19 protein-coding genes are annotated in these 23089 nt (G+C 63.7%); 4 read left to right on the forward strand and 15 right to left on the reverse strand.

The genetic code is table 11. The features are described from left to right. Nucleotides 1-132: 132 nt before the first annotated feature. From JFU57_RS20375 to JFU57_RS20395, 5 genes are all read right to left on the reverse strand, one after another. The gene (locus tag JFU57_RS20375) at nucleotides 133-1152 is read right to left on the reverse strand and encodes a branched-chain amino acid aminotransferase (protein ID WP_020298764.1); all 1020 of its coding nucleotides are present in this window, start codon (nucleotides 1150-1152) and stop codon (nucleotides 133-135) included. A gap of 291 nt (nucleotides 1153-1443) precedes the next feature. Continuing rightward, nucleotides 1444-2835 (reverse strand): dihydrolipoyl dehydrogenase, encoded by a 1392-nt coding sequence (gene lpdA, locus JFU57_RS20380; protein WP_078471527.1) that lies wholly within the window; start codon nucleotides 2833-2835, stop codon nucleotides 1444-1446. Between the two features lie 3 nt (nucleotides 2836-2838). Further along, nucleotides 2839-4122, reverse strand: coding sequence for a dihydrolipoamide acetyltransferase family protein (locus JFU57_RS20385; RefSeq protein WP_201130581.1), 1284 nt, complete (start codon nucleotides 4120-4122; stop codon nucleotides 2839-2841). Next, nucleotides 4123-5181 (reverse strand): alpha-ketoacid dehydrogenase subunit beta, encoded by a 1059-nt coding sequence (locus tag JFU57_RS20390; RefSeq protein WP_078471525.1) that lies wholly within the window; start codon nucleotides 5179-5181, stop codon nucleotides 4123-4125. It lies immediately after the preceding gene. 1 nt (nucleotide 5182) lies between these two features. After that, a complete protein-coding gene (locus JFU57_RS20395; RefSeq protein ID WP_201130582.1) occupies nucleotides 5183-6418 on the reverse strand; it encodes a 3-methyl-2-oxobutanoate dehydrogenase (2-methylpropanoyl-transferring) subunit alpha in 1236 nt (411 codons plus the stop codon). Between the two features lie 195 nt (nucleotides 6419-6613). On the opposite strand from JFU57_RS20395, the gene bkdR reads away from it, so the two are divergent. Further along, the gene (gene bkdR / locus JFU57_RS20400; RefSeq protein ID WP_078471523.1) at nucleotides 6614-7099 is read left to right on the forward strand and encodes a Bkd operon transcriptional regulator BkdR; all 486 of its coding nucleotides are present in this window, start codon (nucleotides 6614-6616) and stop codon (nucleotides 7097-7099) included. Between the two features lie 6 nt (nucleotides 7100-7105). Here bkdR and JFU57_RS20405 read toward each other — a convergent pair whose 3' ends face one another. Both JFU57_RS20405 and JFU57_RS20410 read right to left on the reverse strand, forming a co-directional pair. After that, entirely contained in the window at nucleotides 7106-8314 is a 1209-nt protein-coding gene (locus JFU57_RS20405) for an HD-GYP domain-containing protein (protein ID WP_201130583.1), read from the reverse strand. A 129-nt stretch (nucleotides 8315-8443) separates the two neighbouring features. Next, nucleotides 8444-10066 (reverse strand): methyl-accepting chemotaxis protein, encoded by a 1623-nt coding sequence (locus tag JFU57_RS20410; RefSeq protein WP_078471521.1) that lies wholly within the window; start codon nucleotides 10064-10066, stop codon nucleotides 8444-8446. 260 nt (nucleotides 10067-10326) lie between these two features. On the opposite strand from JFU57_RS20410, the gene JFU57_RS20415 reads away from it, so the two are divergent. Further along, nucleotides 10327-11811, forward strand: a complete 1485-nt coding sequence (locus JFU57_RS20415) for a DASS family sodium-coupled anion symporter (protein WP_078471520.1) — start codon at nucleotides 10327-10329, stop codon at nucleotides 11809-11811. A gap of 46 nt (nucleotides 11812-11857) precedes the next feature. Here the strand turns inward: JFU57_RS20415 and dapF are convergent, their stop codons facing one another. The 8 genes from dapF to JFU57_RS20455 all read right to left on the reverse strand — a co-directional run bounded on the left by dapF (nucleotide 11858) and on the right by JFU57_RS20455 (nucleotide 19951). Next, nucleotides 11858-12679 carry a diaminopimelate epimerase gene (gene dapF / locus JFU57_RS20420; protein WP_201130584.1) on the reverse strand — a complete coding sequence of 274 codons (822 nt, stop codon included), beginning with the start codon at nucleotides 12677-12679 and terminating at the stop codon, nucleotides 11858-11860. A gap of 94 nt (nucleotides 12680-12773) precedes the next feature. Beyond that, nucleotides 12774-13613, reverse strand: a complete 840-nt coding sequence (locus JFU57_RS20425) for an aldose 1-epimerase (protein ID WP_201132159.1) — start codon at nucleotides 13611-13613, stop codon at nucleotides 12774-12776. A gap of 67 nt (nucleotides 13614-13680) precedes the next feature. Further along, nucleotides 13681-14961, reverse strand: a complete 1281-nt coding sequence (locus JFU57_RS20430) for a TRAP transporter large permease (protein WP_078471518.1) — start codon at nucleotides 14959-14961, stop codon at nucleotides 13681-13683. Then, on the reverse strand, nucleotides 14962-15489 hold the full coding sequence (locus JFU57_RS20435; RefSeq protein ID WP_201130585.1) for a TRAP transporter small permease: 528 nt from the start codon (nucleotides 15487-15489) through the stop codon (nucleotides 14962-14964). Between the two features lie 78 nt (nucleotides 15490-15567). Beyond that, nucleotides 15568-16539: a TRAP transporter substrate-binding protein gene (locus tag JFU57_RS20440; RefSeq protein WP_201130586.1), complete on the reverse strand. Its 972-nt coding sequence runs from the start codon at nucleotides 16537-16539 to the stop codon at nucleotides 15568-15570. Nucleotides 16540-16613: 74 nt separating this feature from the next. After that, nucleotides 16614-17510, reverse strand: coding sequence for an SMP-30/gluconolactonase/LRE family protein (locus JFU57_RS20445; RefSeq protein ID WP_201130587.1), 897 nt, complete (start codon nucleotides 17508-17510; stop codon nucleotides 16614-16616). A 50-nt stretch (nucleotides 17511-17560) separates the two neighbouring features. Beyond that, a complete protein-coding gene (locus JFU57_RS20450) occupies nucleotides 17561-18385 on the reverse strand; it encodes an NAD-dependent epimerase/dehydratase family protein (protein WP_078471514.1) in 825 nt (274 codons plus the stop codon). A gap of 288 nt (nucleotides 18386-18673) precedes the next feature. Further along, nucleotides 18674-19951 carry an OprD family porin gene (locus JFU57_RS20455; protein WP_201130588.1) on the reverse strand — a complete coding sequence of 426 codons (1278 nt, stop codon included), beginning with the start codon at nucleotides 19949-19951 and terminating at the stop codon, nucleotides 18674-18676. Between the two features lie 303 nt (nucleotides 19952-20254). Here JFU57_RS20455 and JFU57_RS20460 point away from each other — a divergent pair, with 303 nt between their 5' ends. Further along, nucleotides 20255-21916 carry an MFS transporter gene (locus tag JFU57_RS20460; RefSeq protein ID WP_201130589.1) on the forward strand — a complete coding sequence of 554 codons (1662 nt, stop codon included), beginning with the start codon at nucleotides 20255-20257 and terminating at the stop codon, nucleotides 21914-21916. Continuing rightward, nucleotides 21913-23049, forward strand: coding sequence for an HlyD family secretion protein (locus JFU57_RS20465; RefSeq protein WP_201130590.1), 1137 nt, complete (start codon nucleotides 21913-21915; stop codon nucleotides 23047-23049). The genes JFU57_RS20460 and JFU57_RS20465 overlap by 4 nt, the downstream gene beginning before the upstream one ends. Nucleotides 23050-23089 lie beyond the last annotated feature (40 nt).

Below are 23089 nucleotides of genomic sequence, written 5' to 3' on the forward strand. Positions count from 1 at the left end.
GGAGATACCGGGGCAGGGGAGGTCATGAATGATAATGCTTATCATATAGATCGTTGCCATTGCCCCGCAACAAAAACCAAAAAGGCCCGCCGTTCAGTGATGAAGGGCGGGCCTGTTGGGTGCAGCGTCAGATCAGACCTTGACGATCCAGCCTTCTGGCGCTTCAACGTCGCCGGTCTGCACGCCGGTCAGCTCTTTGTAGAGCTTCTGGGTCACAGGGCCGACTTCGCTTTCGCTGTAGAACACGTGCAGCTGGTCTTTGTATTCGATGCCTCCGATCGGCGTGATCACCGCGGCGGTACCGCAGGCACCGGCTTCCTTGAAGTCAGCCAGTTTGTCGATCAGCACATCGCCCTCGACCACTTCCAGGCCCAGACGGCTCTTGGCCAGTTCGATCAGCGACAGGCGGGTGATGCCTGGCAGCACCGAAGGCGACTTCGGCGTGACGAACTTGTTGTCGTGGGTGATCCCGAAGAAGTTGGCCGAGCCGACTTCTTCGATCTTGGAGTGGGTCATCGGGTCCAGGTAGATGCAGTCGGCGAAGCTTTTCTTCTTGGCTTCCGAACCTGGCATCAGGCTGGCGGCGTAGTTGCCACCGACCTTGGCCGCGCCAGTGCCTTGAGGCGCCGCACGGTCGAAGCTGGAGATCAGGAAGTTGTGCGGGGTCAGGCCGCCCTTGAAGTAGGCGCCGACCGGAATGGCGAAGATCGAGAAGATGAACTCGGGTGCAGTGCGCACGCCGATGTTGTCACCCACGCCGATCACGAACGGGCGCAGGTACAGCGCGCCGCCGGTGCCGTAAGGCGGAATGAAACGCTCGTTGGCCTTGACCACGGCCTTGCAGGCTTCGACGAACTGTTCGGTGGAAACATGCGGCATCAGCAGACGGGCGCAGCTGCGCTGCATGCGCAGGGCGTTCTGGTCGGGACGGAACAGGTTGATCGAGCCGTCCTTGCAGCGGTAGGCCTTCAGGCCTTCGAAGCATTGCTGGCCATAGTGAAGGGCCGTGGAGCCTTCGCTGATGTGCAGCACGTTATCTTCGGTCAGGGTGCCTGCGTCCCACTCGCCATTGCGCCAGTGCGACAGATAGCGCTTGTCTGTCTTGATGTAGTCAAAACCCAGCTTGTCCCAATTGATGCTTTCGTTACCCATGACACCCTCTATCACTTGACGACCGTCGGAACGGCTCAAGGTTTCTGACGTTTTTTGGATGGGCACAACAATACTGCATTCCGGGGGTGTACCGCATCCCGGACGATGGGAGGGGAGCAAAAAAACGTAGCTTGCTCATGAATCGTTTCGCCATTGTCCGGAATACGGGAGCAAATTCCCGCCCTGAGCCATCCCGACCCCTAGCCGCTGCCGTCAGGCTGCGCTGGCCAGGATAGGCGCCACAGGAATGTCAGCGTGCTGTGCGGTGTTCAATCGGCGCAGCGCTGCCCCTTACATATGCAGCGCATGTCCCAAAGCCCGCAGCGCCGCTTCCTGCACCGCCTCGCCCAGGGTCGGGTGGGCGTGGATGGTGCCGGCGATGTCTTCCAGGCGCGCGCCCATTTCCAGGGACTGGCCGAAGGCCGTGGACAGCTCGGACACGCCGACGCCCACCGCTTGCCAGCCGAGAATCAGGTGATTGTCGCGCCGCGCTACCACCCGCACGAAGCCGCTTTTCGATTCCAGGGTCATGGCCCGACCGTTGGCCGCGAACGGGAAGCTCGAGACGATGCAATCCAGGCCAGCGGCCTTGGCTTCGTCCGGGGTCTTGCCGACCACCACCAGTTCCGGATCGGTGAAGCACACCGCCGGGATCGCGGCCGGGTTGAATTCCCGGTGTTCACCGGCAATCAGCTCGGCAACCATTTCGCCCTGGGCCATGGCGCGGTGGGCCAGCATCGGCTCGCCGCTGAGGTCGCCGATGGCCCAGACGTTGCGCATGCTGGTCTGGCAGCGGTTGTCGATCTTGACCGCCGAGCCGTTCATCTCCAGGTTCAGCGCCTCCAGGTTCCAGCCTTGGGTGTTGGGTTTGCGGCCGACCGCCACCAGCACCTGGTCGGTGTCCAGGTGCAGGGTTTCGCCATTCGGGTCGCGCACTTGCAGGGTGTTTTTCGCGGCGTCGAAGCCTTCGACGCTGTGCTTGAGGTACAGCTTGAGCCCCAGCTTTTTCAGGGATTCGGCCACCGGCTGGGTCAGTTCCGTGTCATAGGCCGGCAGGATCCGATCCTGGGCTTCGACCACGCTGACCTCGGCGCCCAGCTTGCGGTAGGCGATCCCCAGTTCGAGGCCGATGTAGCCGCCGCCGACCACGATCAGGTGTTTGGGCAGCGCCTTGGGCGCCAGGGCTTCGGTGGAGGAAATGATCGGCCCGCCGATCGGCAGCATCGGCAGATTGACGCTTTTCGAGCCGGTGGCCAGCAGCAGGTGCTCGCACTGGATACGGGTATTGGCGCCTTCGATCTCCACGGTCTTGCCGTCGATCACCTTGGCCCAGCCCTGGATCACCTGCACCTTGTGCTTTTTCAGCAGGGCCGCGACGCCGGTGGTCAGGCGATCGACAATGCCGTCTTTCCATTCCACGCTCTGGCCGATGTCCAGGGTCGGCGTCGCGACCTTGATCCCCAGGGCCGAGCCCTGGCTGTGGTGCAGGGTCTGGTGGAACTGTTCGGCGACATGAATCAGCGCCTTGGACGGGATGCAACCGATGTTCAGGCAGGTGCCGCCAAGCGCCTGGCCTTCGACCAGGATGGTCGAGATGCCCAGCTGCCCGGCACGAATCGCCGCCACATAACCGCCAGGGCCGCCGCCGATAATCAGCAGCCGGGTGTTTAGAGTCTGTTGCATTGCTTACTCCACAAACAGGGTGGCGGGTTGTTCGAGCAGGCCGCGAATGGCCTGGATGAATTGCGCCGCGTCCATGCCATCGACCACCCGGTGATCGAACGAGCTGGAGAGGTTCATCATCTTGCGAATCACCACCTGGCCCTTGATGACCATGGGCCGTTCAACGATTTTGTTGACCCCGACAATCGCCACTTCCGGCAGGTTCAGCACCGGTGTGCTGACAATTCCGCCCAACGCGCCGAGGCTGGTCAGGGTAATGGTCGAACCGGACAACTCATCGCGGGCGGCCTTGCCGGTGCGCGCGGCGTTGGCCAGGCGCGCGATTTCCGCGGCGCTGTCCCACAGGCTGCGAGCCTCGGCATGCTTGACCACCGGCACCATCAAGCCGATGTCGCTCTGGGTGGCGACGCCGACATGCACCGCGCCGAGGCGGGTGATGACCTGGGCTTCGTCGTCGTAGCGCGCATTGATCTGCGGGAAGTCACGCAGGGCCACGACCATGGCTCGCACCAGGAACGGCAGCAAGGTCAGCTTGCCGCGGCTGGCGCCGTGTTTTTCATTGAGGTGGGCGCGCAGCTCTTCCACGGCGGTGACGTCGATTTCCTCGACATAACTGAAGTGGGCGGCACGCTGAGTGGCGTCCTGCATGCGCTGGGCGATCTTGCGGCGCATGCCGATCACCGGGATCTGCTCTTCATCGTGGCGCTGGGCATACGCCGCCGGCGTCGAGGCCGCACGGGAACCCTGGGCCAGATAGGCGTCCAGGTCTTCATGCAGGATGCGCCCGGCAGGGCCGCTGCCTTGGACCAGGCGCAGCTGGATCCCGGCATCGAGCGCGTGTTTGCGCACTGCCGGCGAAGCCAGCGGACGTTCGTCGGCATCCCGGGCCACTGGTGCCGGGGCGGCGGAACGGCTGACGGCAGCACTGGCGGGCGCTGGTGCTGGCTTGGCCTGCACCTGGGGGGCCGCCTGGGGCGCCGGTTGTTCAGCCGCTGGCGCCTTGGCAGGCACCGCGGGTTGGCTGGACTCCTTGAAGTTGCCCGCGCCCTCGACTTCGATGCTGATCAGGATACTGCCGACCGCCATCACTTCGCCGGGCACACCGCCCAGGGAAATCACCTTGCCGTGGACCGGGGAGGGGATGTCGACCATCGCCTTGTCGGTCATGACATCGGCCAGGACCTGGTCTTCGACCACCAGGTCGCCCACCTTCACGTGCCAGACCGAGAGTTCAACTTCTGCGATGCCTTCGCCAATGTCCGGCATCTTGATAACGTGCGTGCCCATTCAGACCTCCATGACCCGATGCAAAGCCGCGCCCACTCGGGACGGGCCAGGGAAATACGCCCACTCTTGCGCGTGCGGGTAGGGGGTGTCCCAACCGGTGACGCGTTCGATCGGCGCTTCCAGGTAGTGGAAGCAGTGTTCCTGCACCAGGGCCACCAGCTCGGCACCAAAACCGCAGGTGCGGGTGGCTTCGTGGACGATCACGCAGCGGCGGGTTTTCTTCACCGAGTTGACGATGGTTTCCAGGTCCAGCGGCCACAGGCTGCGCAGGTCGATGACTTCAGCGTCGACCCCGCTTTCCTCGGCCGCCACTTGCGACACATAGACCGTGGTGCCGTAGGTGAGGATGGTCACATCCTTGCCTGGGCGGGTGATGGCGGCGACGTCCAGCGGCACCGTGTAGTAGCCGTCCGGGACTTGCGCGGCCGGGTGTTTCGACCAGGGGGTTACCGGGCGGTCGTGGTGGCCGTCGAACGGACCGTTGTACAGGCGCTTGGGCTCGAGGAATATCACCGGGTCATCGTTTTCGATCGAGGCGATCAACAGGCCCTTGGCGTCGTACGGGTTGGACGGCATCACGGTGCGCAGACCGCAGACCTGGGTGAACACCGCCTCGATACTCTGGCTGTGGGTCTGGCCGCCGTAGATGCCGCCGCCGCAAGGCATGCGCAGGGTCAGGGGCGCGGTGAACTCACCGGCCGAGCGATAACGCAGGCGCGCCGCTTCGGAGATGATCTGGTCCGAGGCCGGGTACACATAGTCGGCAAACTGGATTTCCGCCACCGGACGCAGGCCGTAGGCACCCATGCCCACCGCCACGCCGACAATCCCGCTTTCGGAGATCGGGGCGTCGAACACCCGCGAGGTGCCGTATTTGTTCTGCAGGCCTTCGGTGCAACGGAACACGCCACCGAAGTAGCCCACGTCCTGGCCGAACACCACGACGTTGTCGTCACGCTCAAGCATCACATCCATGGCCGAGCGCAGGGCCTGGATCATGGTCATGGTGGTCGTGGTCATGGCGGTTTCCAACTGGATAGAGGTGTTGTGATCGTTCATGTCAGATCCCCAGTTGCTGGCGTTGGCGCTTGAGGTGCTCGGGCATGTCCTTGTAGACATCCTCGAACATGGTCGCGGCGCTGGGCGTCTGCCCGCCGGCGAGGGTGCCGTACTGCTCGGCTTCTTTCTGCGCGGCGATCACCTGGGCTTCCAGTTCGGCGCTGACGGCGCTGTGTTCTTCTTCCGACCACTGGCCGATGCGGATCAGGTGCTGCTTGAGGCGCACGATCGGGTCGCCCAGGGGGAAGTGGCTCCAGTCATCGGCCGGCCGATACTTGGACGGATCATCGGAAGTGGAGTGCGGGCCGGCACGGTAGGTGACCCACTCGATCAAGGTCGGGCCGAGGTTGCGCCGGGCGCGCTCGGCAGCCCAGGCGGAGGCGGCGTAGACCGCGATGAAATCGTTGCCGTCGACCCGCAGGGAGGCGATGCCGCAACCCACGCCGCGTCCGGCAAAGGTGGTCGCTTCGCCACCGGCAATGGCCTGGAAGGTCGAGATTGCCCACTGGTTGTTGACCACGTTGAGGATCACCGGCGCGCGGTACACGTGGGCGAAGGTCAAGGCGGTGTGGAAGTCGGATTCAGCGGTGGCGCCGTCGCCGATCCAGGCCGAGGCGATTTTGGTGTCGCCCTTGATCGCCGAGGCCATGCCCCAGCCCACGCCCTGAACGAACTGGGTGGCCAGGTTGCCGGAAATGGTGAAGAAACCGTGGTCGCGTACCGAGTACATGATTGGCAACTGGCGGCCCTTGAGCGGGTCGCGCTCGTTGGACAGCAGCTGGCAGATCAGGTCCACCAGAGGTACTTCGCGGGCCATCAGGATGCTTTGCTGGCGATAGGTGGGGAAGCACATGTCGTCGATGTTCAGGGCCAGGGCCTGGGCGCTGCCGATGGCTTCCTCGCCAAGGCTCTGCATGTAGAACGACATTTTTTTCTGGCGCTGGGCAACCACCATGCGGTTATCGAAGATCCGCGTCATGAGCATGGCACGCATGCCCTTGCGCAGGATCTCCACGGGTACGTTCTGGGCCCATTCGCCCAGGGCGTTGCCCTGATCGTCGAGCACACGAATCAGGCCACGGGCCAGGTCCGCGGTTTCGGCAGGTTCTACGTCGATGGGGGGTTTGCGCAACAGGCCTGCGTCGTTCAGGCGCAGGTAGGTGAAGTCGGTCTTGCAGCCGGGACGGCCTGAGGGTTCAGGAACGTGCAGGCGTAGCGGTTCATACGCTTGGGTCATGGCTTTCTACGCTCGATCTTGTGGATTTCTTGTATTGGGCGCGCTAGCTGACGGTCATTCCCCGGGTAGGGGAAATCTTGTCCTACAAACATCATAGGCCGGGACAAAGAGAATATTTATCTGTGTTTCATTGCGCTTTAGGTTATTTGCAGATAAAAAATCTGCATAACCACAAAAAACAGGTTGTTTTGTCTCATGCGCAAACTGGATCGTACCGATATCGGCATTCTCAACAGCCTTCAGGAGAATGCCCGCATCACCAACGCCGACCTCGCCCGTTCGGTCAACCTGTCGCCGACGCCCTGCTTCAACCGGGTCAAGGCCATGGAAGAGCTGGGGCTGATCCGCGAGCAAGTGACCCTGCTCGATGCCGACCTGCTGGGACTGCACGTTAATGTGTTTATCCACGTCAGCCTGGAGAAGCAGGTGGAGGAGGCGCTGCAGCAGTTCGAGGAGGCGATCTCCGACCGCCCCGAGGTGATGGAGTGCTACTTGATGGCCGGCGACCCGGACTACCTGATCCGGGTGCTGGTCCCGACCATCCAGGCCCTGGAGCGCTTCATGATGGACTTCCTGACCAAAGTCCCTGGCGTGGCCAATATCCGCTCCAGCTTTGCCCTCAAGCAGGTGCGCTACAAAACTGCGCTGCCGCTGCCGGCCAACGGCCTGACCCTGGCCTGAGCCGCGTCAGGCGCTGACCCCGGTCCAGAGTTGGTCGATGTCCTTGAAGTCCCAGTCCTCGGGGGCTTCGCGGCCGATGATGCGTTCCTGGCCCTGGGCCCTGGCCAGGTCGACGATGGTCTGGGGAATCGGCAGGTTCGAGCGGGTGGAGAAGAACACCTTGATCTTCGGCGTCAGCAGCGCGCTCGGATGCTGCTCCATGACAATCCCCAGCCTCCCGCTTTGCAGGCGCACCAGGGAACCCACCGGGTAGATACCGACACTTTTGACAAAAGCCTGGAACACCCGCTGGTCGAAATGCCCGGTCCAGCCCGACATCCGGTGGATTGCCTCGGCCGGGTTCCAGCCCCGGTTGTAGGGGCGGTTCGAGGTCACCGCGTCATACACGTCGCACACCGCGCCCATCTGGGCGAACAGGCTGATCTGGTCGCCCGCCAGGCGGTGCGGATACCCGCTGCCGTCGATCTTTTCGTGGTGGTGCAGGCACACGTCGAGCACCAGGGCATCGACGCTGTTGCACTGACGCAGGATCAGGCCCCCGGCTTCAGGGTGATTCTTGACCCGGTCGAATTCGCTGTCCGAGAGCTTGGCCGGCTTGTTGAGGATGCTGTCGGGGATGGTCAGCTTGCCGACATCGTGCAGCAGGCCGGCGATACCGGCCTGGCGAATCTGTTCCGCAGGCAGTTGCAGTTGGCGCGAGACGGCAATCATCAGCGCGCACACCGCTACCGAATGCATGTAGGTGTAATCATCGGCGCTTTTCAGGCGCGCCAGGCTGATCAGGGCATTGGGGTGGCGCAGCAGGGAGTCGGAGATGCTGTTCACCAGCGCCTCGGCCTGCTGCATTTCAATGGCATTGCCCAGGCGCACTTCCTGGAACATCGCCATCACCGCTTTTTTCGAATGGGCGCAGAGCTTGAGGGCGCGCTGGATTTCCTCGCCCATGGCCACCCGGGTCGTGGCTGGCGCGGAGTCCGGCCCTGTGCCGGGGGGCAGGCTGTCCGGGCTCGTCTGGGGAGGCTGCTCCAGCAGGTCGCGGCCCTTGGCCGAGTCGATCCACAGGCGCGTCAGGTTCGAGTGTTGCAGGCGTTGGTAATCCTGGGGGCTGTCGAGTACGAAACCGGCCTTCCAGAACGAGTGGTCGAGCCATGAGCCGCAGAACTGATGGATGTACATGCCCATCTGCAACTGCGAGATCGATATGAGTTTGAGCATGGTGCGTCCCCCACCTTCATCCAGCGTCAGGCGCCGGGTATAGGGCCGGCACCTGATCACTGACTGCTAAAGCTGCAGGTCGTTCTTGTCCCTGGAAAATTTACTGCGCGGCGACTCCTTCGCGGCGGATTACAGGGAAAACCGTGTCACCAGTTTGTTCAGCCCAACCGCCAGGCCGGACAGTTCGCTGCTGGCGATCGAGGTCTGGCTGGCGGCCGACGAACTCTGCATCGAGAGGTCGCGGATGCTCATCAGGTTCTGGTCCACCGAGCGTGCCACCTGTGCCTGTTCCTCCGAGGCGGTGGCGATCATCAGGTTGCGTTCGTTGATCTCGCTGATGGCATGGGCGATATGGGTGATCGCCGTGCCGGCCTCGTGAGCAATGGTCAGGGTCTCGCTGGCGTCCTGGCTGCTTTGCTGCATCGACAGCATGGCTTTGCTCGACCCGGCCTGGATGCCCTGGATCATTTGCTCGATTTCCTGGGTCGAGAGCTGGGTGCGATGGGCCAGGGCCCGCACTTCATCCGCCACCACGGCGAAGCCGCGGCCCTGTTCGCCGGCCCGTGCGGCTTCGATCGCAGCGTTGAGGGCCAGGAGGTTGGTCTGTTCGGCAATGGCGCGAATCACGTCCAGCACCTTGGTGATGTCCTGGGCCTGCTGCGCCAGGCCGGCCATCTCGACCCGGGTGCCTTCGACGGTAACCGTGAGTTTTTCGATCGAGCGGATGGTCTGGTCGACCCGTTCCTTGCCCAGGCCTGCCGAGCGTTCCGAGTCCTGGGTCGAGCGTGAGGCGGAGACCGCGTTGCGGGCGACTTCCTCGACCGCGGCGGTCATCTCGTTGACCGCGGTGGCGGCCTGTTCGGTCTCCATGCTCTGTTGCTGGATACCGGCGTTCGATTCGCGGGTGATGGCGCTCATTTCCTCGGCTGCGGAGGCCAGTTGGGTCGAAGAGTCGGCGATATGGCGGATGGTCGATTTCAGGCTGTCGAGCATGGCCTGGGTCGAGTTCTGCAAATCGGTGAGTTCATCCTGGCCGCTGACCTCGACCTGGGCACGCAGGTCGCCTTCGGCGATTTTCTGGGTGGTCGCCAGCAACAGGCGCACCGGGTGGGTGATGCTTTTGGTGAACAGGGTGGCAATCAGGATGGTCATCAGGATCGCGACGATGATGATCGCTGCCGTCAGGGTGATGCCGGTGTTGAACTGATCGCCGGCCAGGGTTGCCGAGAGGTCGGCCCCACGTTCGTTGACCTGAATCAGTTCATCGACCGCGGTTTGCAGGGCGAGCGCCAGCGGCACCGTGACCTGGTTGACATAGGCGGTGGCCTGTTCGGCGCTGTTGAGGGTGCCGGAATCAATCAATATCGAGAGTTTGTCGAGGTAGCCCTGGGCCCCTTGCTTGACGCGTTCGTAGCTGGCTTTTTCTTCGGGGCTGGAGACCAGTGGCTCGTAGTCCCGGATGGCCTGGGTCAGGGTTGATTTGAGGCTGTCGAGCTTGTCGCGCGAGGCGCTTTTCTGGTCCGGATTTTCAGTGATGTAGTGCAGGGCTTCCAGGCGCACGCGCAGGGTGGCCGATTCGATTTTCGTGGCCTGCCTGACGCTGGGCAGCCAGTTGGATTGCAAGTCGACCGCTGCGTCGTGTATCTGCCCCATCTTCCACAGTGCAATTGCCCCCATACCGATCAACAACATACAGATGGCGCCAAAGCTCAGCAGCGCCCTAGAAGTCAGCCTAATATTTCTTGTCACCATAAAAGCACCTGCTGGTTGGAGTGATACCGCCGCTTTCGACTCCTTGTCGTGCTGATGTCACTGTGATCTCAAATAAGTGAAAAATCTGTAGATATGTAAAAAAATATTTCTCCGTTTGCGTCCGTTCAACGAAGCGACAGTCAAGGGCGCTTTATTCGATCCTAACGCCCGATCATTTCCTTGCGCTTGACCTTTATCAAAGCCCTGCGCCGACGGCTCAGGCATGCTGTAAAGCTGTCAATTTCGAAAAGGACCCGCCCATGAATGCGCCTGTTGCCCAAGCCCCCGAGACCCCGGTGCGCTTGCCGGTTGGGCTGTTGATCGCGCTGGTGGCGATGGTCACGGTGTTGCTGCTGCCCCTGCCGGCCGACCTGCCGGTGGCGGGGCAGCGGATGCTGGCGATCCTCGCCTTCGCGGTGGTGGTGTGGATCAGCGAAGCGGTGTCGTACGAAGCCAGCGCAATCATGATCACTTCGCTGATGGCGTTCCTGATCGGCACCGCGCCGACCCTGCAGGACCCGACGCAGATCTATGGCAGTTCGGCGGCCATCAGCCTGGCGCTGACCGGGTTTTCCAACTCGGCACTGGCGCTGGTCACCGGCGCACTGTTCATTGCCGCCGCCATGACCCACACCGGCCTCGACCGGCGTATCGCCCTGATCACTCTGACCCGGGTCGGCACCAGCACCCGGCTGATCCTGGTGGGCGCGGTCGCCGTGACCATCCTCCTCAGCCTGCTGGTGCCCAGCGCCACGGCGCGCAGTGCCTGCGTGGTGCCGATCATGATGGGGGTGATTGCCGCGTTCGGCGTCGACAAGCGCTCCAATATCGCCGCCGGCCTGATGATCGTGGTGGCCCAGGGCACCAGTATCTGGAACGTCGGGATCCAGACCGCCGCCGCACAGAACCTGCTGACCGTGGGCTTTATGGACAAGATGCTCGGCGAGCGGGTGAGCTGGCTCGACTGGCTGATCGCCGGGGCGCCCTGGGCGCTGATCATGTCCGTGGTGCTGGTGTGGGTGGTGCTCAAGCTGCTGCCGCCGGAAACCGACAGCATCCCCGGTGGCAAGGAAGCGGTGGCCCAGTCCCTGGTAGACATCGGCCCCATGACCGGCCCACAGAAACGCCTGCTGAGCGTGTCGCTGCTGTTGCTGCTGGCCTGGGCCACCGAGGGCAAGCTGCACAGTTTCGACACCACCTCCACCACCTATGCCGGGCTGGTGATCCTGCTGCTGCCACGGATCGGCATCATGACCTGGAAGGACGTGCAGTCGCGGATTCCCTGGGGCACGGTGATTGTGTTCGGGGTCGGCATCAGCCTGGGTTCGGCGCTGCTCACCACCCACGCCGGGCAATGGCTGGGCGGGCAGGTGGTGACCCATACCGGGCTCGATCAGGTGGGCGCGCTGGCGGTGTTCGCGATTCTTGCCGCGTTCCTGATCCTGATTCACCTGGGCTTTGCCAGTGCCACGGCCCTGACCTCGGCGCTGCTGCCGATCCTGATCGCGGTGTTGCAGACCCTGCCCGGCGAGTTCAACCGTCTGGGCATGACCATGCTCCTGGGCTTTGTGGTCAGCTACGGGTTTATCCTGCCGATCAACGCCCCGCAGAACATGGTGTGCCTGGGCACCGAGACCTTCAACGCGCGCCAGTTCGCCAAGGTCGGCTTGATCGTGACCCTGGTCGGCTACCTGCTGATGCTGGTGTTTGCCGCCACCTGGTGGAAGTGGCTCGGCTGGATGTAGGCCGCTCGGGCGGGCGGCAGGTCAAGGCCTGCCGCCTTCAACGGGATTACGCCGGCTCCCGGGCATTCAGCAGCAGGGTGCCGAAAAACACGCTCTCCACCGCCCCCGCCAGTTGCACCTTGCCCTGGCCATCCCAGGTCACGCTCACCGGCCCGCCATCGCACAGCACCTTGACCGGGCTGTCGAGCAAGCCGCGGCGGATGCCGTTGACCGCCGCCGCGCAGGAACACGAGCCCGAGCCCAATGGAATCGCGCCGTTGCGCTCCCAGATGCGCAGGCGGATGGTCTGGCGGTCGATGACCTGCACCAGGTGCACATTGGTCTTCTGCGGGAACAGCGGATGCCGCTCCATGGGCGGGCCGAAGCGGGCCAGGTCGATCTGCTCGACCTCGTTCACAAAAAAGCTGCAATGGGGGTTGCCCATGCTGCACGCCGCTGGCGCGCCTTCGATGGGCAGCGCCAGGGTGTCGTGCTCGGCCGCCAGGGGCACGTCCTGCCAGTCGAACAGGGGCACGCCCATCTCCACCGACACCGAATAATCGGCCAGGCGCTCACAATGCTGGAGGCCGCGCTCGGTTTGCAGCTCGATGGAGGTGGCGCCGGTTTCCCGCATCAACAGGTCCGCCGCGCCGCGGGTGGCACTGCCGCAGGTGCTGAGGGGGGTGCCGTCGGCATTCCAGAAGGTCAGTCGGGCGTCGGCCTCAACGCTGTCGCTGAGCACCGCCAATTGGTTGAAGCCGATGCCACGGTGGCGATCGCCGAGCTGGCGGGCGACCTCGGCGCTGATCGGCTGGTGGCGTCCGCGAAGGTCGAGGAGCACGAAGTCATCGCCGTTGGCATGCATTTTTCGAAAGCTCAAAGGCTTCATGGCGCGGGGTTCCTCAAGGTGCACGGGTTGCGCCGGTTTGCGGCCAGAGCGCTATTTGCCGTGCATGAGGCGATGGCGTCAAGGCATCGATGGTTTACAGCGGTTGATACTGCAGGCTGAACCCCAGTTCGATGGATTGCCCCTGCTCCAGCAGGCGCAGCCCCGGGTGGCTGACCGGTTCGAAGCAGAAAAAATCTTTGCCGGGCGGGCAGTACAGCAGGAAGTAATCACAGCCGCTGGCCCGGCAGTGCAGCTGATAACCGGCCTCTGGTTCGATGATCAGGCATTCGCCGTCCCAGCCGCTGAACCCGTTGTCCACCAGTGACCCGGGCAGGCCCTGGGGCTGCCGAAAATCCCAGGGTGCGGGCAAATCGGCCAATTGCGTGGGCAGGCGCGATTCATCGCAATGCCACACCTGCCGCGCCCGGGCCTGCAGGCGGCTATGGGCGCTGCGGGGGAAATAGGGGTGCAGGCCCAGCCCATGCCAGGCGGGCTGTGGAGCCAGGTGGGTGACCTGCAGCTCGATGCTCAGGCGCCCCTGGTCGAGACGGATCCGCTGCCGGGCGCGGTAGGCGAAGGGGGTGCCGCTGTCCAGTTGCAGCAGCACGTGGTCGGGCCGCTGTTCCAGCACCTGCCAGGGCTGCTGCCAGGCGCTGCCGTGAATCGGCCGCGGGTCGGTCAGGGTGTTGGCCTCCAGGGCCAGCCAGCCGTCGGGGCATTGGAAGCCGCCCTCGGCAATGCGGTTCGACCAGGGCGCCAGGGCGTAGCCACCGAGCTTGCCCGGCAGGCCACTGGCCAGTGCCGCTTCATCGCTGTGGCGCAGCAGGGCCTGGCCGCTGGCAGACACGCTCCAGTTGACCAGGCTGGCGCCGATGTCCGGAGCCAGGGTCAGGCGGGTGATTCCATCGTCAAGGGTGAGCAGGGTGGGGAGCATCAGCGGCACCAGGGCAAAGGGTTTGAGGGTCAAATGCCGCCCGTCCTCGACGGGCGGCGACCGTGGTTTACAGCACCAGGCTTGGCAGCCACAGCGACAGCGCAGGGATGTAGGTCACGGCCATCAGCACCAGAAACAGCATGCCGTAGAACGGTAGCAGCGCCTTGACCGTGCTTTCGATACTGACCTTGCCCACCGCCGAGCCGACGAACAGCACCGAGCCCACCGGCGGCGTGATCAGGCCGATGCCCAGGTTGACCAGCATGATCATGCCGAACTGCACCGGGTCGACGCCGATACCGACAATCACCGGCAGCAAAATCGGGGTGAGGATCAGGATCAGCGGCGCCATGTCCATCACCGTGCCGATCAGCAGCAACATCACGTTGATGCACATCAGGATCACGTAGCGGTTGTCCGACAGGGTCAGGAACGCAGTGGTGATCTTCGCCGGGATCTGCATCAGGGTCATGATGTAGCCGAAGCTCGCGGCGAAGGCGATCAGGATCATCACGATGGAAATGGTGCGCACCGTGCGGTGCATCAGCTTGGGCAGGTCGCGCCATTTGTAGTCGCGGTAGATGAACATGGTGACGAAAAACGCCCACAGCACAGCGATCGCCGCCGATTCGGTGGCGGTGAAGATCCCGGACAGAATCCCGCCGAGGATGATCACCATCGCCATCATGCCCCACAGGGCTTCACCGCAGATTTTCAGCGCCTGCCTGAGGGGGATCACCTGGCCCTTGGGGTAGTTGCGCTTCTTGGCGAAGATCAGGCACAGCACCATCAGGCTCGCGCTCATCAGCAGCCCCGGCACGATACCGGCCATGAACAGCGACGCAATCGACACCGTGCCGCCGGCCGCCAGGGAGTAGAGCACCGAGTTATGGCTGGGCGGGGTCAGCAGGGCCTGCACCGAACCGCTGACCGTGACGGCGGTGGAGAAGTCCCGGGGGTAGCCCTGGCGCTCCATTTCCGGAATCAGCACCGAGCCCACCGACGCGGTGTCGGCCACCGAAGAGCCGGAGATCGCGCCGAAAAAGGTCGAGGCCATGATGTTGACCAGCGACAGCCCGCCACGCACGAACCCCACCAGCACCCCGGCGAACGCCACCAGCCGCCGCGACATACCGCCCTCGGCCATGATCGCGCCGGCCAGGACGAAGAATGGAATGGCCAGCAGCGAGAATTTGTTGACGCCCCCGGCCACCTGGATCATCAGGGCCTGGAACGGAATATCGATCCACCAGGCGCCGATCAGCGCCGACAGCCCCAACGCATAGGCGACCGGCATGCCGATCAGGATCAAGCCGATAAAACTGCCCAACAGGATCAGAGCGTCCATTTATGCAGCCCCTTCGTTTTCTTCGACCAGGTCGAAACGCACCACGCGGCGCTGGCTCTGGTCACCCAACAGGAGTTTTTCCAGGACAAAGATCAGGGTCAGGAACCCGCCCACCGGGATCGGCATATAGGTAATACCCACCCGCAGGGTCGGCAGGGCGCTCATGAACTGGTTCCAGGTCGACAGGCACAGCTTGGTGCCCCAGATGGCCATGAACAGGCACATGGTGGCCATCAACAGTTGCGCGACGATCGAGGCCGCGGACTTGACCGCGGTCGGCAGGCGGTCGGTGAGCATCGCCACCGCCATATGGGCGCCGGCGCGATAACTGGCAGCGGCACCGATAAAAGTGAACACCATCATCAGCAGGATGGCGGTGGGTTCCGGCCAGCTGGCGCCCGTGCCGAGGATGTAACGGGCGAACACGCCCCAGGGGATGATCAGGGAGATCGCCAGGATCGACATCCCGGCGACCCAGATGCAGGCCATATAGAGCTTGTCATTGAGGCGCAGCAACAGATTCTTCATCGGGTTTCACCGTAACCGGGCCGGCCCGGGGCGCTGGGCCACGGGCAGACAGGGCCTTCTATGAGAGGAGACGCAGGGTTATTCGACGGCTTCGATGCGGGTCATCAGCTCGGCGTAAGGCGCGCCGTACTTCTGGCGAATGTCGGCGGTGGCGTCATAGAAGGGCTTTTTGTCGACCACGATAAATTCCACCCCGGCGGCCTTGAGCTTGGCTTCGCTGCTGGCGGACTTGGCATCCCACAGTTGGCGCTCTTCAAACTGCGCGGCCTTGGCGGCCTTGGTCACCAGGGTCTGCTGCTCGGGGGAGAGCTTGTTCCAGGTGGTCTTGGACATCACCAGGGGTTCCGGGAGGATCAGGTGCCCGGTCAGGCTGTAGAACTTGGCATTCTGATAGTGGTTGTGTTCCAGCATGGTGGGCGGGTTGTTTTCTGCGCCGTCGATGACCCCGGTCTGCAGGGCGCTGAAGATCTCGCCGGTGTCCATGGCAATGCCGTTGCCGCCCATGGCATTGATGGTTTCGATGAACATCGGGTTGCCCTGCACGCGGATCTTCATGCCCTTGAGGTCGGCCAGGCTGCGCACCGGCTTCTTGGTGTAGAGGTTGCGCGTGCCGCCGTCCATCCAGGCCAGGGCCACCAGGTTGAATTCGGACTGGGTGATCTTGTCGAGGATTTCCTGGCCGATCTCGCCGTCGATGATCTTGCGCATATGGGCCTGGTCGCGGAACACGAACGGCATGTTGAACACATTCACGTCCGGCACCACCGGGCCGACGATGCCGAGGCTGACCCGGGCCATCTGGATCGCCCCGACCTGGGCCTGTTCGATCACTTCCTTCTCGGAACCGAGCACGCCGCCGGCGAACATCTTGAAAGTCAGCTGGCCATTGCTCTCCTTGACCAGGGTCTTGCCCATGTTTTCTTCAGCGACCACGGTCGGGTAGCCGGCGGGGTGGATATCGGCGAACTTGATTTCCAGGGCCTGGGCCAGGGTCGAGACGCTGAAGGCCAGGGGGAGGGCGACGACGAGCAAGGTGCGTTTGAAATTCATGGTGGATCTCCGTTTTGTTGTTTTTATTCAAAGAGCAGCGATGCGGTAAACAGGGTGCGGTGCCTGGCCCGGGTTCAGCCGGCCAGGCCCTTGAACAGCGGCTCGGCCAGGCCCGTGACACCCGGGTTCAAGGCAAACACGCCTCCGGCCAGGGACTGTGGGTCCGGCTCGTTGCCGGGGCGGATCGAGGTCACGAACAGGGTGTCCAGGCGGCTGCCACCAAAGGCGCACATGCTGGGTTTCTTCACCGGTACGGTAAGGGAGCGATCCAGGCGGCCGTCGGGGGTAAAGCGGTGAATCAGCCCGGCGTCGTTGGCGCAGATCCAGTAACAGCCTTCGGCGTCCACCGCCGCGCCATCCGGGCGCCCGAGAAAGCGCTGCATGTCGACGAACAACCGGCGATTGGAGGGAGTGCCACTGTCGGTGTCGTAATCGAAGGCCCAGATCTTCTGCACTAAAGGATGGGAATCGGAGAGGTACATGGTCTGCCCGTCGGGGCTGAAAGCCAGGCCGTTGGGCACGATAAAGCCTTGCAGTTGCGCTGCCAGCGGGCCTGCCTGACCGGCCTGGTAGCGATACAGCGCGCCATCGGCGGCATTGGCGCCCATGTCCAGGACCATGCTCCCGGCCCAGAAGCGACCCTGGCGATCACAGCGCCCATCGTTCAGGCGCATGTCCGGGCGAGCGTGGGCCACGCTCGGCAAGGGCTCGCTGTCGAGACTGCCGTCTTTGTGGGGGTGCAGGTGAAAGAACCCGCTCTGCATCCCCGCCACCCAGCCGCCGTCGCTGTGGCGGGCGATGCAGGCGAGCATTTGCGGGGCGGTCCAGGTATCGATATGGCCGCTGTGGGCGCTCCAACGTTGCAGGCCGCCGGCGGCAATATCCACCCAGTACAGCGCCTGTTCCTCGGCGACCCAGACCGGGCTTTCACCCACGGCATTGCGTGCATCGACAATCAACTCTGCTTGCATGACGGCTCAGTTCCCTTGATGACGTTATGGGCAATGCGTGGCGCTGTGGATCAGTCGTCGAACGGGCCGGACGCGACAAATGCGCCACCTTGGTAGATCCGCGCCGGGTCGTCGGCCGCCGGCAGCGGCAGGGCCTCGACTTTGGCCCGGAACACTTCGGAGCTGTCGCGGGGGGCGTACCCCAGGGCGCTGGCCAGGTGGTTGTCCCACCAGACGTTGTGGTTGTCGGACACGCCATAGACCACGGTGTGGCCGACATTCGGCGTGTACAGCGCGCATTCGAGGAGTTGGGTGAGGTCGCCGAAGCTGAGCCAGGTGCTCATCATCCGGCGGTTCTGCGGTTCGGCGAACGAGGAGCCGATGCGGATGCTTACGGTCTCGATGCCGTAGCGGTCGAAGTAGAAACTCGCCATGTCTTCGCCATAGGACTTGGACAGGCCGTAGTAGCTGTCCGGGCGGCGCGGGGAGTGGGCGTCGATCTTCTGGTCCTGCTGGTAGAAACCGATCACGTGGTTGGAACTGGCGAAGATCACGCGCTTTACCCCATGGCGGCGCGCCGCTTCATAGATGTGAAAGACCCCGCAGATGTTGGCCCCGAGAATCTCCTCGAACGGCCGCTCCACCGAGACCCCGCCAAAGTGCAGGATCGCGTCGACGCCTTCGACCAACTGATGCACGGCCTGCTTGTCTGCCAGGTCGCAGTGCACCACTTCTTCCTGGGGGCCGGCGGCCGGGGCCATTTCGCCGATGTCCGACAGCCGCAGGACTTCAGCGTAAGGCCGCAGGCTTTCGCGCAGGACCTTGCCCAGGCCGCCGGCGGCGCCGGTGAGCAGCAGGCGATTGAAGGGTTTGCGCGGGGAGGGGGTGCTGTTCATGGAAAACCCTGATCAATGATCGTTACTTGAAATTGTTGTAGGTTGTCGTATGACTTTTTTCGGAGTTTCGTTATCTGAAGGGGCCTTTGTCAACGCCTGATCGAGAAAAAGCTGTGGCCTTTTGTTACCGGTCGCCGCTGTAGCCGCTGCCACAGGCTCGGGCTGCGTTCGGACGCTGGCCTTCGAAATCGCCGCATTTCTTCCGGATGTAAGACGGCGTACTCAAGGGCCAGTGCAGCCTCGTTCCTCGGCAGCGGCTACAGCTGTTCTTCTCGACCTTTCCGCGCTTTAGAGCAGGGAGAGCGGATAACTGATGAATATCCGATTCTCGTCGAACTCGTTGGTGCTGTAGTCGCGGCGGATGCTTGCGTTGCGCCATTTCAGGTTGAGGTTCTTCAAGACACCGCTCTGCACGGTGTAGGCCAGTTCCGACTCGCGGCCCCATTCCTTGCCGTCGGTGATGGCCCCGGTGTGCACGTTGTCGCCGCTGATGTAGCGGTTCATCAGGGTCAGGCCGGGCACGCCGAGGGCGGCGAAGTTGTAGTCGTGGCGCAGTTGCCAGGATTTCTCCCGGGCGTTGTCGTAACTGGCGTTGTAACTGTCGTTGGCCAGGGAGCCGCCGCTGGTGCCGTTGACCCGCATCCAGGCGCTGTCGCCGGTGAGCTTTTGCAGGCCGACATACAAGGTGCTGCCGCCGTATTTGGCCGAGAGCAGGGCGAACGCGGTCTTGTTGTCGAGGTCGCCGGCCAGGGCACTGCCGTCTTCCTTGCCGATGAAGTAACCGAGGTTGGCACCCAGGGTCCAGTCGCCCAGGGGCTGGGTGTGGGTCAGATTGAGGTACTGCTGCTGATAGATATCAGTCAGCTCGGCATACCACAGGCCGACCTGGGTGCGCTTGTCGTTGAAGGTGTATTCGCCGCCGCCGAAGTTGAAGCGGTCCGAGGTGAAAGCGGTTTTACCCTGCATGAACATGTCTTCCATGCTCGAGTCGTTGCGCGGGCTGTTGCCGCGGAACTGGCCGCCGTAGAGCGTCAGGCCGTCGATTTCCCTGGAGGTGACCTGGCCGCCGCGGAAGGTCTGCGGCAGTGAGCGACCATCGTCGGAGCGCAGGATCGGCAACACCGGCATCCATTCCCCGACCTTCAATTCGGTTTGCGACAGCTTGGCCTTGAGCGCCACGCCCAGGCGGCCGAAGTTGTCGGCCGGACGCCCGTCACGGTCCAGGGGCAGCAACTGGGTGCCGCCGGTGCCTTTGCCGCCGTCGAGCTTGACCGAGTACATCCCCAGTACGTCCAGGCCGAAGCCGACGGTGCCCTGGGTAAACCCGGACTTGGCGTCGAGGATGAAGCTCTGGGTCCATTCCTCGGCCTTGCCCTGGGGGTACGCGGGGTTGGTGAAGTTGCGATTGAAGTAGGCGTTGCGCAGGTTCAGCGTGGCCTTGGTGTCATCGAGAAAACCTTCAGCCTGGCTGCACAGGGGCATGGCCAGGGTCAGGGCGGCGCAGCTGTACAGGGCGAGGGTCTGGGGCGTGGGCGAACGGGCAAACAGACGGGCGAGTGTCGTCACAGGTGAGGCTCCGTTTTATTGTTATTGTTGGCATTGTCATACGTTGTCGTACGACATGGGCGGATTATTTACGGCGCTGTGGCGGCTTGTCAACGGCCAATCCGAGTTTCGCAGGGGTGCCTGAAGGAGTGCCGCTACCCATGGCCAGCGCAGCCTCGTGCCTTGGCAGCGGCTACGCGCCGATCTGTAGCGCTCCCCACAAAAAAACGCCGAGGTACTTGCCAGCCCGCGGTGCTTTTGCGGCACACTGCCTGGCAGTTTCCGGCTTGATCGAGTCACCGTACGCCCGCACAAGGTCATTGAATGGATCACTACGTCCCGCGCAACTGGCAGCCCCACGAAAAGCCCAGCTTGCCCGGCTCGCCCTCGACACCGCTGCACTCCAACCGCAAGCGCCTGGCGTATGCCCTGGTCGGCTTGCTGGTGGCGCTGACCGGTGGCCTGGGCAACTCCCTGGTGATCGCCAACCTGCCGTACCTGCAAGGCGCCCTCGGGGCGACCACCGCTGAAATGGCCTGGCTGCCCGCGGCCTACGTCATGACCAACGTCTCGATGAACCTGCTGCTGGTGAAGTTTCGCCAGCAATTCGGTCTGCGGGCCTTTACCGAGGTGTTCCTGGTGCTCTACGCCCTGGTGACCTTCGGCCATCTGTTCGTCAACGACCTGAACTCGGCCATCGCCGTGCGCGCGGCCCACGGCATGGTCGGCGCGGCCCTGAGTTCCCTGGGCCTGTACTACATGATCCAGGCCTTCCCCGCGAAGTGGCGCCTCAAAGCCCTGGTCCTGGGCCTGGGCACTTCGCAATTGGCCTTGCCCCTGGCCCGGCTGTTTTCCGAAGACTTGCTGCAAATCGCCGAATGGCGCGGGTTGTACCTGTTCGAACTGGGCCTGGCCCTGACGTCGCTGGGCTGTGTGCTGCTGCTCAAACTGCCGCCGGGCGACCGCTTCAAGACCTTTGAAAAACTCGACTTCCTGACCTTTGCCCTGCTGGCCAGTGGTGTGGCGCTGCTGTGTGCGGTGCTGTCCCTGGGGCGCATTGACTGGTGGCTGGAAGCGCCGTGGATCGGCGTCGCCTCGGCCGGTTCCATCGTGCTGATCATGGCCGGCCTGTGCATCGAACATAACCGCAGCAACCCGATGCTGATGACCCGCTGGTTGGGCAGCGGGGCGATTATCCGCCTGGCCTTGGCGGTGATACTGATCCGCATGGTGCTGTCGGAGCAGTCCACCGGTGCCGTGGGCTTTCTGCAGGCGCTGAACATGAGCAGCCAGCAGATGCGCATGCTCTACGGCGTGATGCTGCTGGGCAGCATCGCCGGGTTGGCCACCAGCGCCCTGACTATCAACCCGGCGCATCTGCTGATGCCGCTGATCATTTCCCTGGCGCTGATGGCCACGGGCTCGGTGATGGACAGCTTCTCCAACAACCTGACGCGCCCGGCCAACATGTACTTCAGCCAGTTCCTGCTGGCCTTCGGCGGCACGTTTTTCCTCGGTCCGACCATGGTCCTGGGCACCCGCAACGTGCTGACCAACCCGCGCAACCTGGTGAGTTTCTCGGTGCTGTTCGGCATCTGCCAGAACCTCGGCGGGCTGATTGGCGCCGCCTTGCTCGGCACCTTCCAGATCGTGCGCGAGAAGTTCCACTCCAGCCATATCGTCGAACACCTGACCCTGCTCGACCCCCGGGTCCTGGCGCGGGTGCAAAGCGGCGGCTCGGCGGTCGGCGGGGTGATCGCCGATCCCGACCAGCGCACCCTGCAGGGCATTCGCAGCCTGGCCACCGCCGCCACCCGCGAAGCCAATGTGCTGGCCTATAACGATGTGTTCATGCTGATCGCGGTGATTGCCGTGCTGACCATGATCTGGATCTTCATTCGCAGCCTGTGGCTGATGAGCACCACCAAAGCCGCCGCGCCTGCCGGCCCGGCTCCCGTTCAACCCAACGGTGCCCCTTCTTCATGAGCGAACCGACCACCACGACCACCAATGCCATCGCCTCGACCCCGGAAGGCACGGCGCCGCCGTCGACCCCGACCCCGGTGACCGAGCCGCGCTCGTTGTGGGTGCGGATCATCTCGTCCCTGGGCTTTGCCGCCATCGCCATTGTCGGCGTGGCGATCGTGCTCTATGCCTGGCAGTTGCCACCGTTCGGCAGCGCCGTGGAAACCACCGAGAACGCCCTGGTGCGTGGCCAGGTGACCATCATCGGCCCGCAGTTGAGCGGCTATGTGTTCGAAGTGCCGGTGCAGGACTTCCAGTTCGTCAAGGCTGGCGACCTGCTGGTGCGCCTGGATGACCGCATCTACCAGCAGCGCCTGGATCAGTCTCTGGCCCAGCTGGCGGTGCAGAAAGCCGCCCTGGCCAATGTGGTGCAGCAGCGCAACAGCGCCGAGGCCACCATCAAGCTGCGCCAGGCGGCCCTGGCCGACAGCCAGGCCCAGGCGCAAAAAAGCGCGGCCGACCTGCGGCGCAACCAGGCGTTGGTCAGCGACGGCTCAGTGTCCCAGCGCGAGCTGGACGTGACCCGCGCCGCCAACGCCCAGACCATCGCCGCCGTGGCCCAGGCCCAGGCATCCCTGGAAATCGCGCGCCAGGACCTGCAGACGGTGATCGTCAACCGTGGCTCGCTGGAGGCGGCGGTCGCCAGCGCCGAAGCGGCGGTGCAACTGGCGCGGATCGACTTGTCCAACACCCGGATCCTCGCGCCGCGCGACGGCCAGTTGGGCCAGATCGGCGTGCGCCTGGGGGCCTACGTCAATTCCGGCGCGCAGTTGATGGCGCTGGTGCCGAACCAGCTGTGGATCATCGCCAACATGAAAGAGACCCAGATGGACAGCGTGCGCATCGGTCAGCCGGCGAGTTTCACCGTGGACGCCTTGAACCACCGCAAATTCACCGGCCGGGTGCAGCGGATTTCCCCGGCCACCGGCTCGGAGTTCAGCCTGCTGCAAGCCGATAACGCCACCGGCAACTTCGTCAAGATCGCCCAGCGGGTACCGGTGCGCATCACCGTCGACCCGGACCAGGCCGAAAGCCAGCGCCTGCGCCCGGGGATGTCGGTGGTGGTGAGTATCGATACCTCGGTCACGCCCTGAGAACCTGTTTGCGCGTGGCCCATGGGGTGTTAAAAGCTCC

Origin of the sequence: Pseudomonas sp. TH07 (assembly GCF_016651285.1) — a bacterium.
Taxonomy (GTDB): domain Bacteria; phylum Pseudomonadota; class Gammaproteobacteria; order Pseudomonadales; family Pseudomonadaceae; genus Aquipseudomonas.

Bases quoted from the DNA above. Each gene is read 5' to 3' on its own strand.
- JFU57_RS20375 (WP_020298764.1), bottom strand. From the start codon at position 1,152: ATGGGTAACGAAAGCATCAATTGGGACAAGCTGGGTTTTGACTACATC.
- lpdA (WP_078471527.1), bottom strand. From the start codon at position 2,835: ATGCAACAGACTCTAAACACCCGGCTGCTGATTATCGGCGGCGGCCCT.
- JFU57_RS20385 (WP_201130581.1), bottom strand. From the start codon at position 4,122: ATGGGCACGCACGTTATCAAGATGCCGGACATTGGCGAAGGCATCGCA.
- JFU57_RS20390 (WP_078471525.1), bottom strand. From the start codon at position 5,181: ATGAACGATCACAACACCTCTATCCAGTTGGAAACCGCCATGACCACG.
- JFU57_RS20395 (WP_201130582.1), bottom strand. From the start codon at position 6,418: ATGACCCAAGCGTATGAACCGCTACGCCTGCACGTTCCTGAACCCTCA.
- bkdR (WP_078471523.1), top strand. From the start codon at position 6,614: ATGCGCAAACTGGATCGTACCGATATCGGCATTCTCAACAGCCTTCAG.
- JFU57_RS20405 (WP_201130583.1), bottom strand. From the start codon at position 8,314: ATGCTCAAACTCATATCGATCTCGCAGTTGCAGATGGGCATGTACATC.
- JFU57_RS20410 (WP_078471521.1), bottom strand. From the start codon at position 10,066: ATGGTGACAAGAAATATTAGGCTGACTTCTAGGGCGCTGCTGAGCTTT.
- JFU57_RS20415 (WP_078471520.1), top strand. From the start codon at position 10,327: ATGAATGCGCCTGTTGCCCAAGCCCCCGAGACCCCGGTGCGCTTGCCG.
- dapF (WP_201130584.1), bottom strand. From the start codon at position 12,679: ATGAAGCCTTTGAGCTTTCGAAAAATGCATGCCAACGGCGATGACTTC.
- JFU57_RS20425 (WP_201132159.1), bottom strand. From the start codon at position 13,613: ATGCTCCCCACCCTGCTCACCCTTGACGATGGAATCACCCGCCTGACC.
- JFU57_RS20430 (WP_078471518.1), bottom strand. From the start codon at position 14,961: ATGGACGCTCTGATCCTGTTGGGCAGTTTTATCGGCTTGATCCTGATC.
- JFU57_RS20435 (WP_201130585.1), bottom strand. From the start codon at position 15,489: ATGAAGAATCTGTTGCTGCGCCTCAATGACAAGCTCTATATGGCCTGC.
- JFU57_RS20440 (WP_201130586.1), bottom strand. From the start codon at position 16,539: ATGAATTTCAAACGCACCTTGCTCGTCGTCGCCCTCCCCCTGGCCTTC.
- JFU57_RS20445 (WP_201130587.1), bottom strand. From the start codon at position 17,510: ATGCAAGCAGAGTTGATTGTCGATGCACGCAATGCCGTGGGTGAAAGC.
- JFU57_RS20450 (WP_078471514.1), bottom strand. From the start codon at position 18,385: ATGAACAGCACCCCCTCCCCGCGCAAACCCTTCAATCGCCTGCTGCTC.
- JFU57_RS20460 (WP_201130589.1), top strand. From the start codon at position 20,255: ATGGATCACTACGTCCCGCGCAACTGGCAGCCCCACGAAAAGCCCAGC.
- JFU57_RS20465 (WP_201130590.1), top strand. From the start codon at position 21,913: ATGAGCGAACCGACCACCACGACCACCAATGCCATCGCCTCGACCCCG.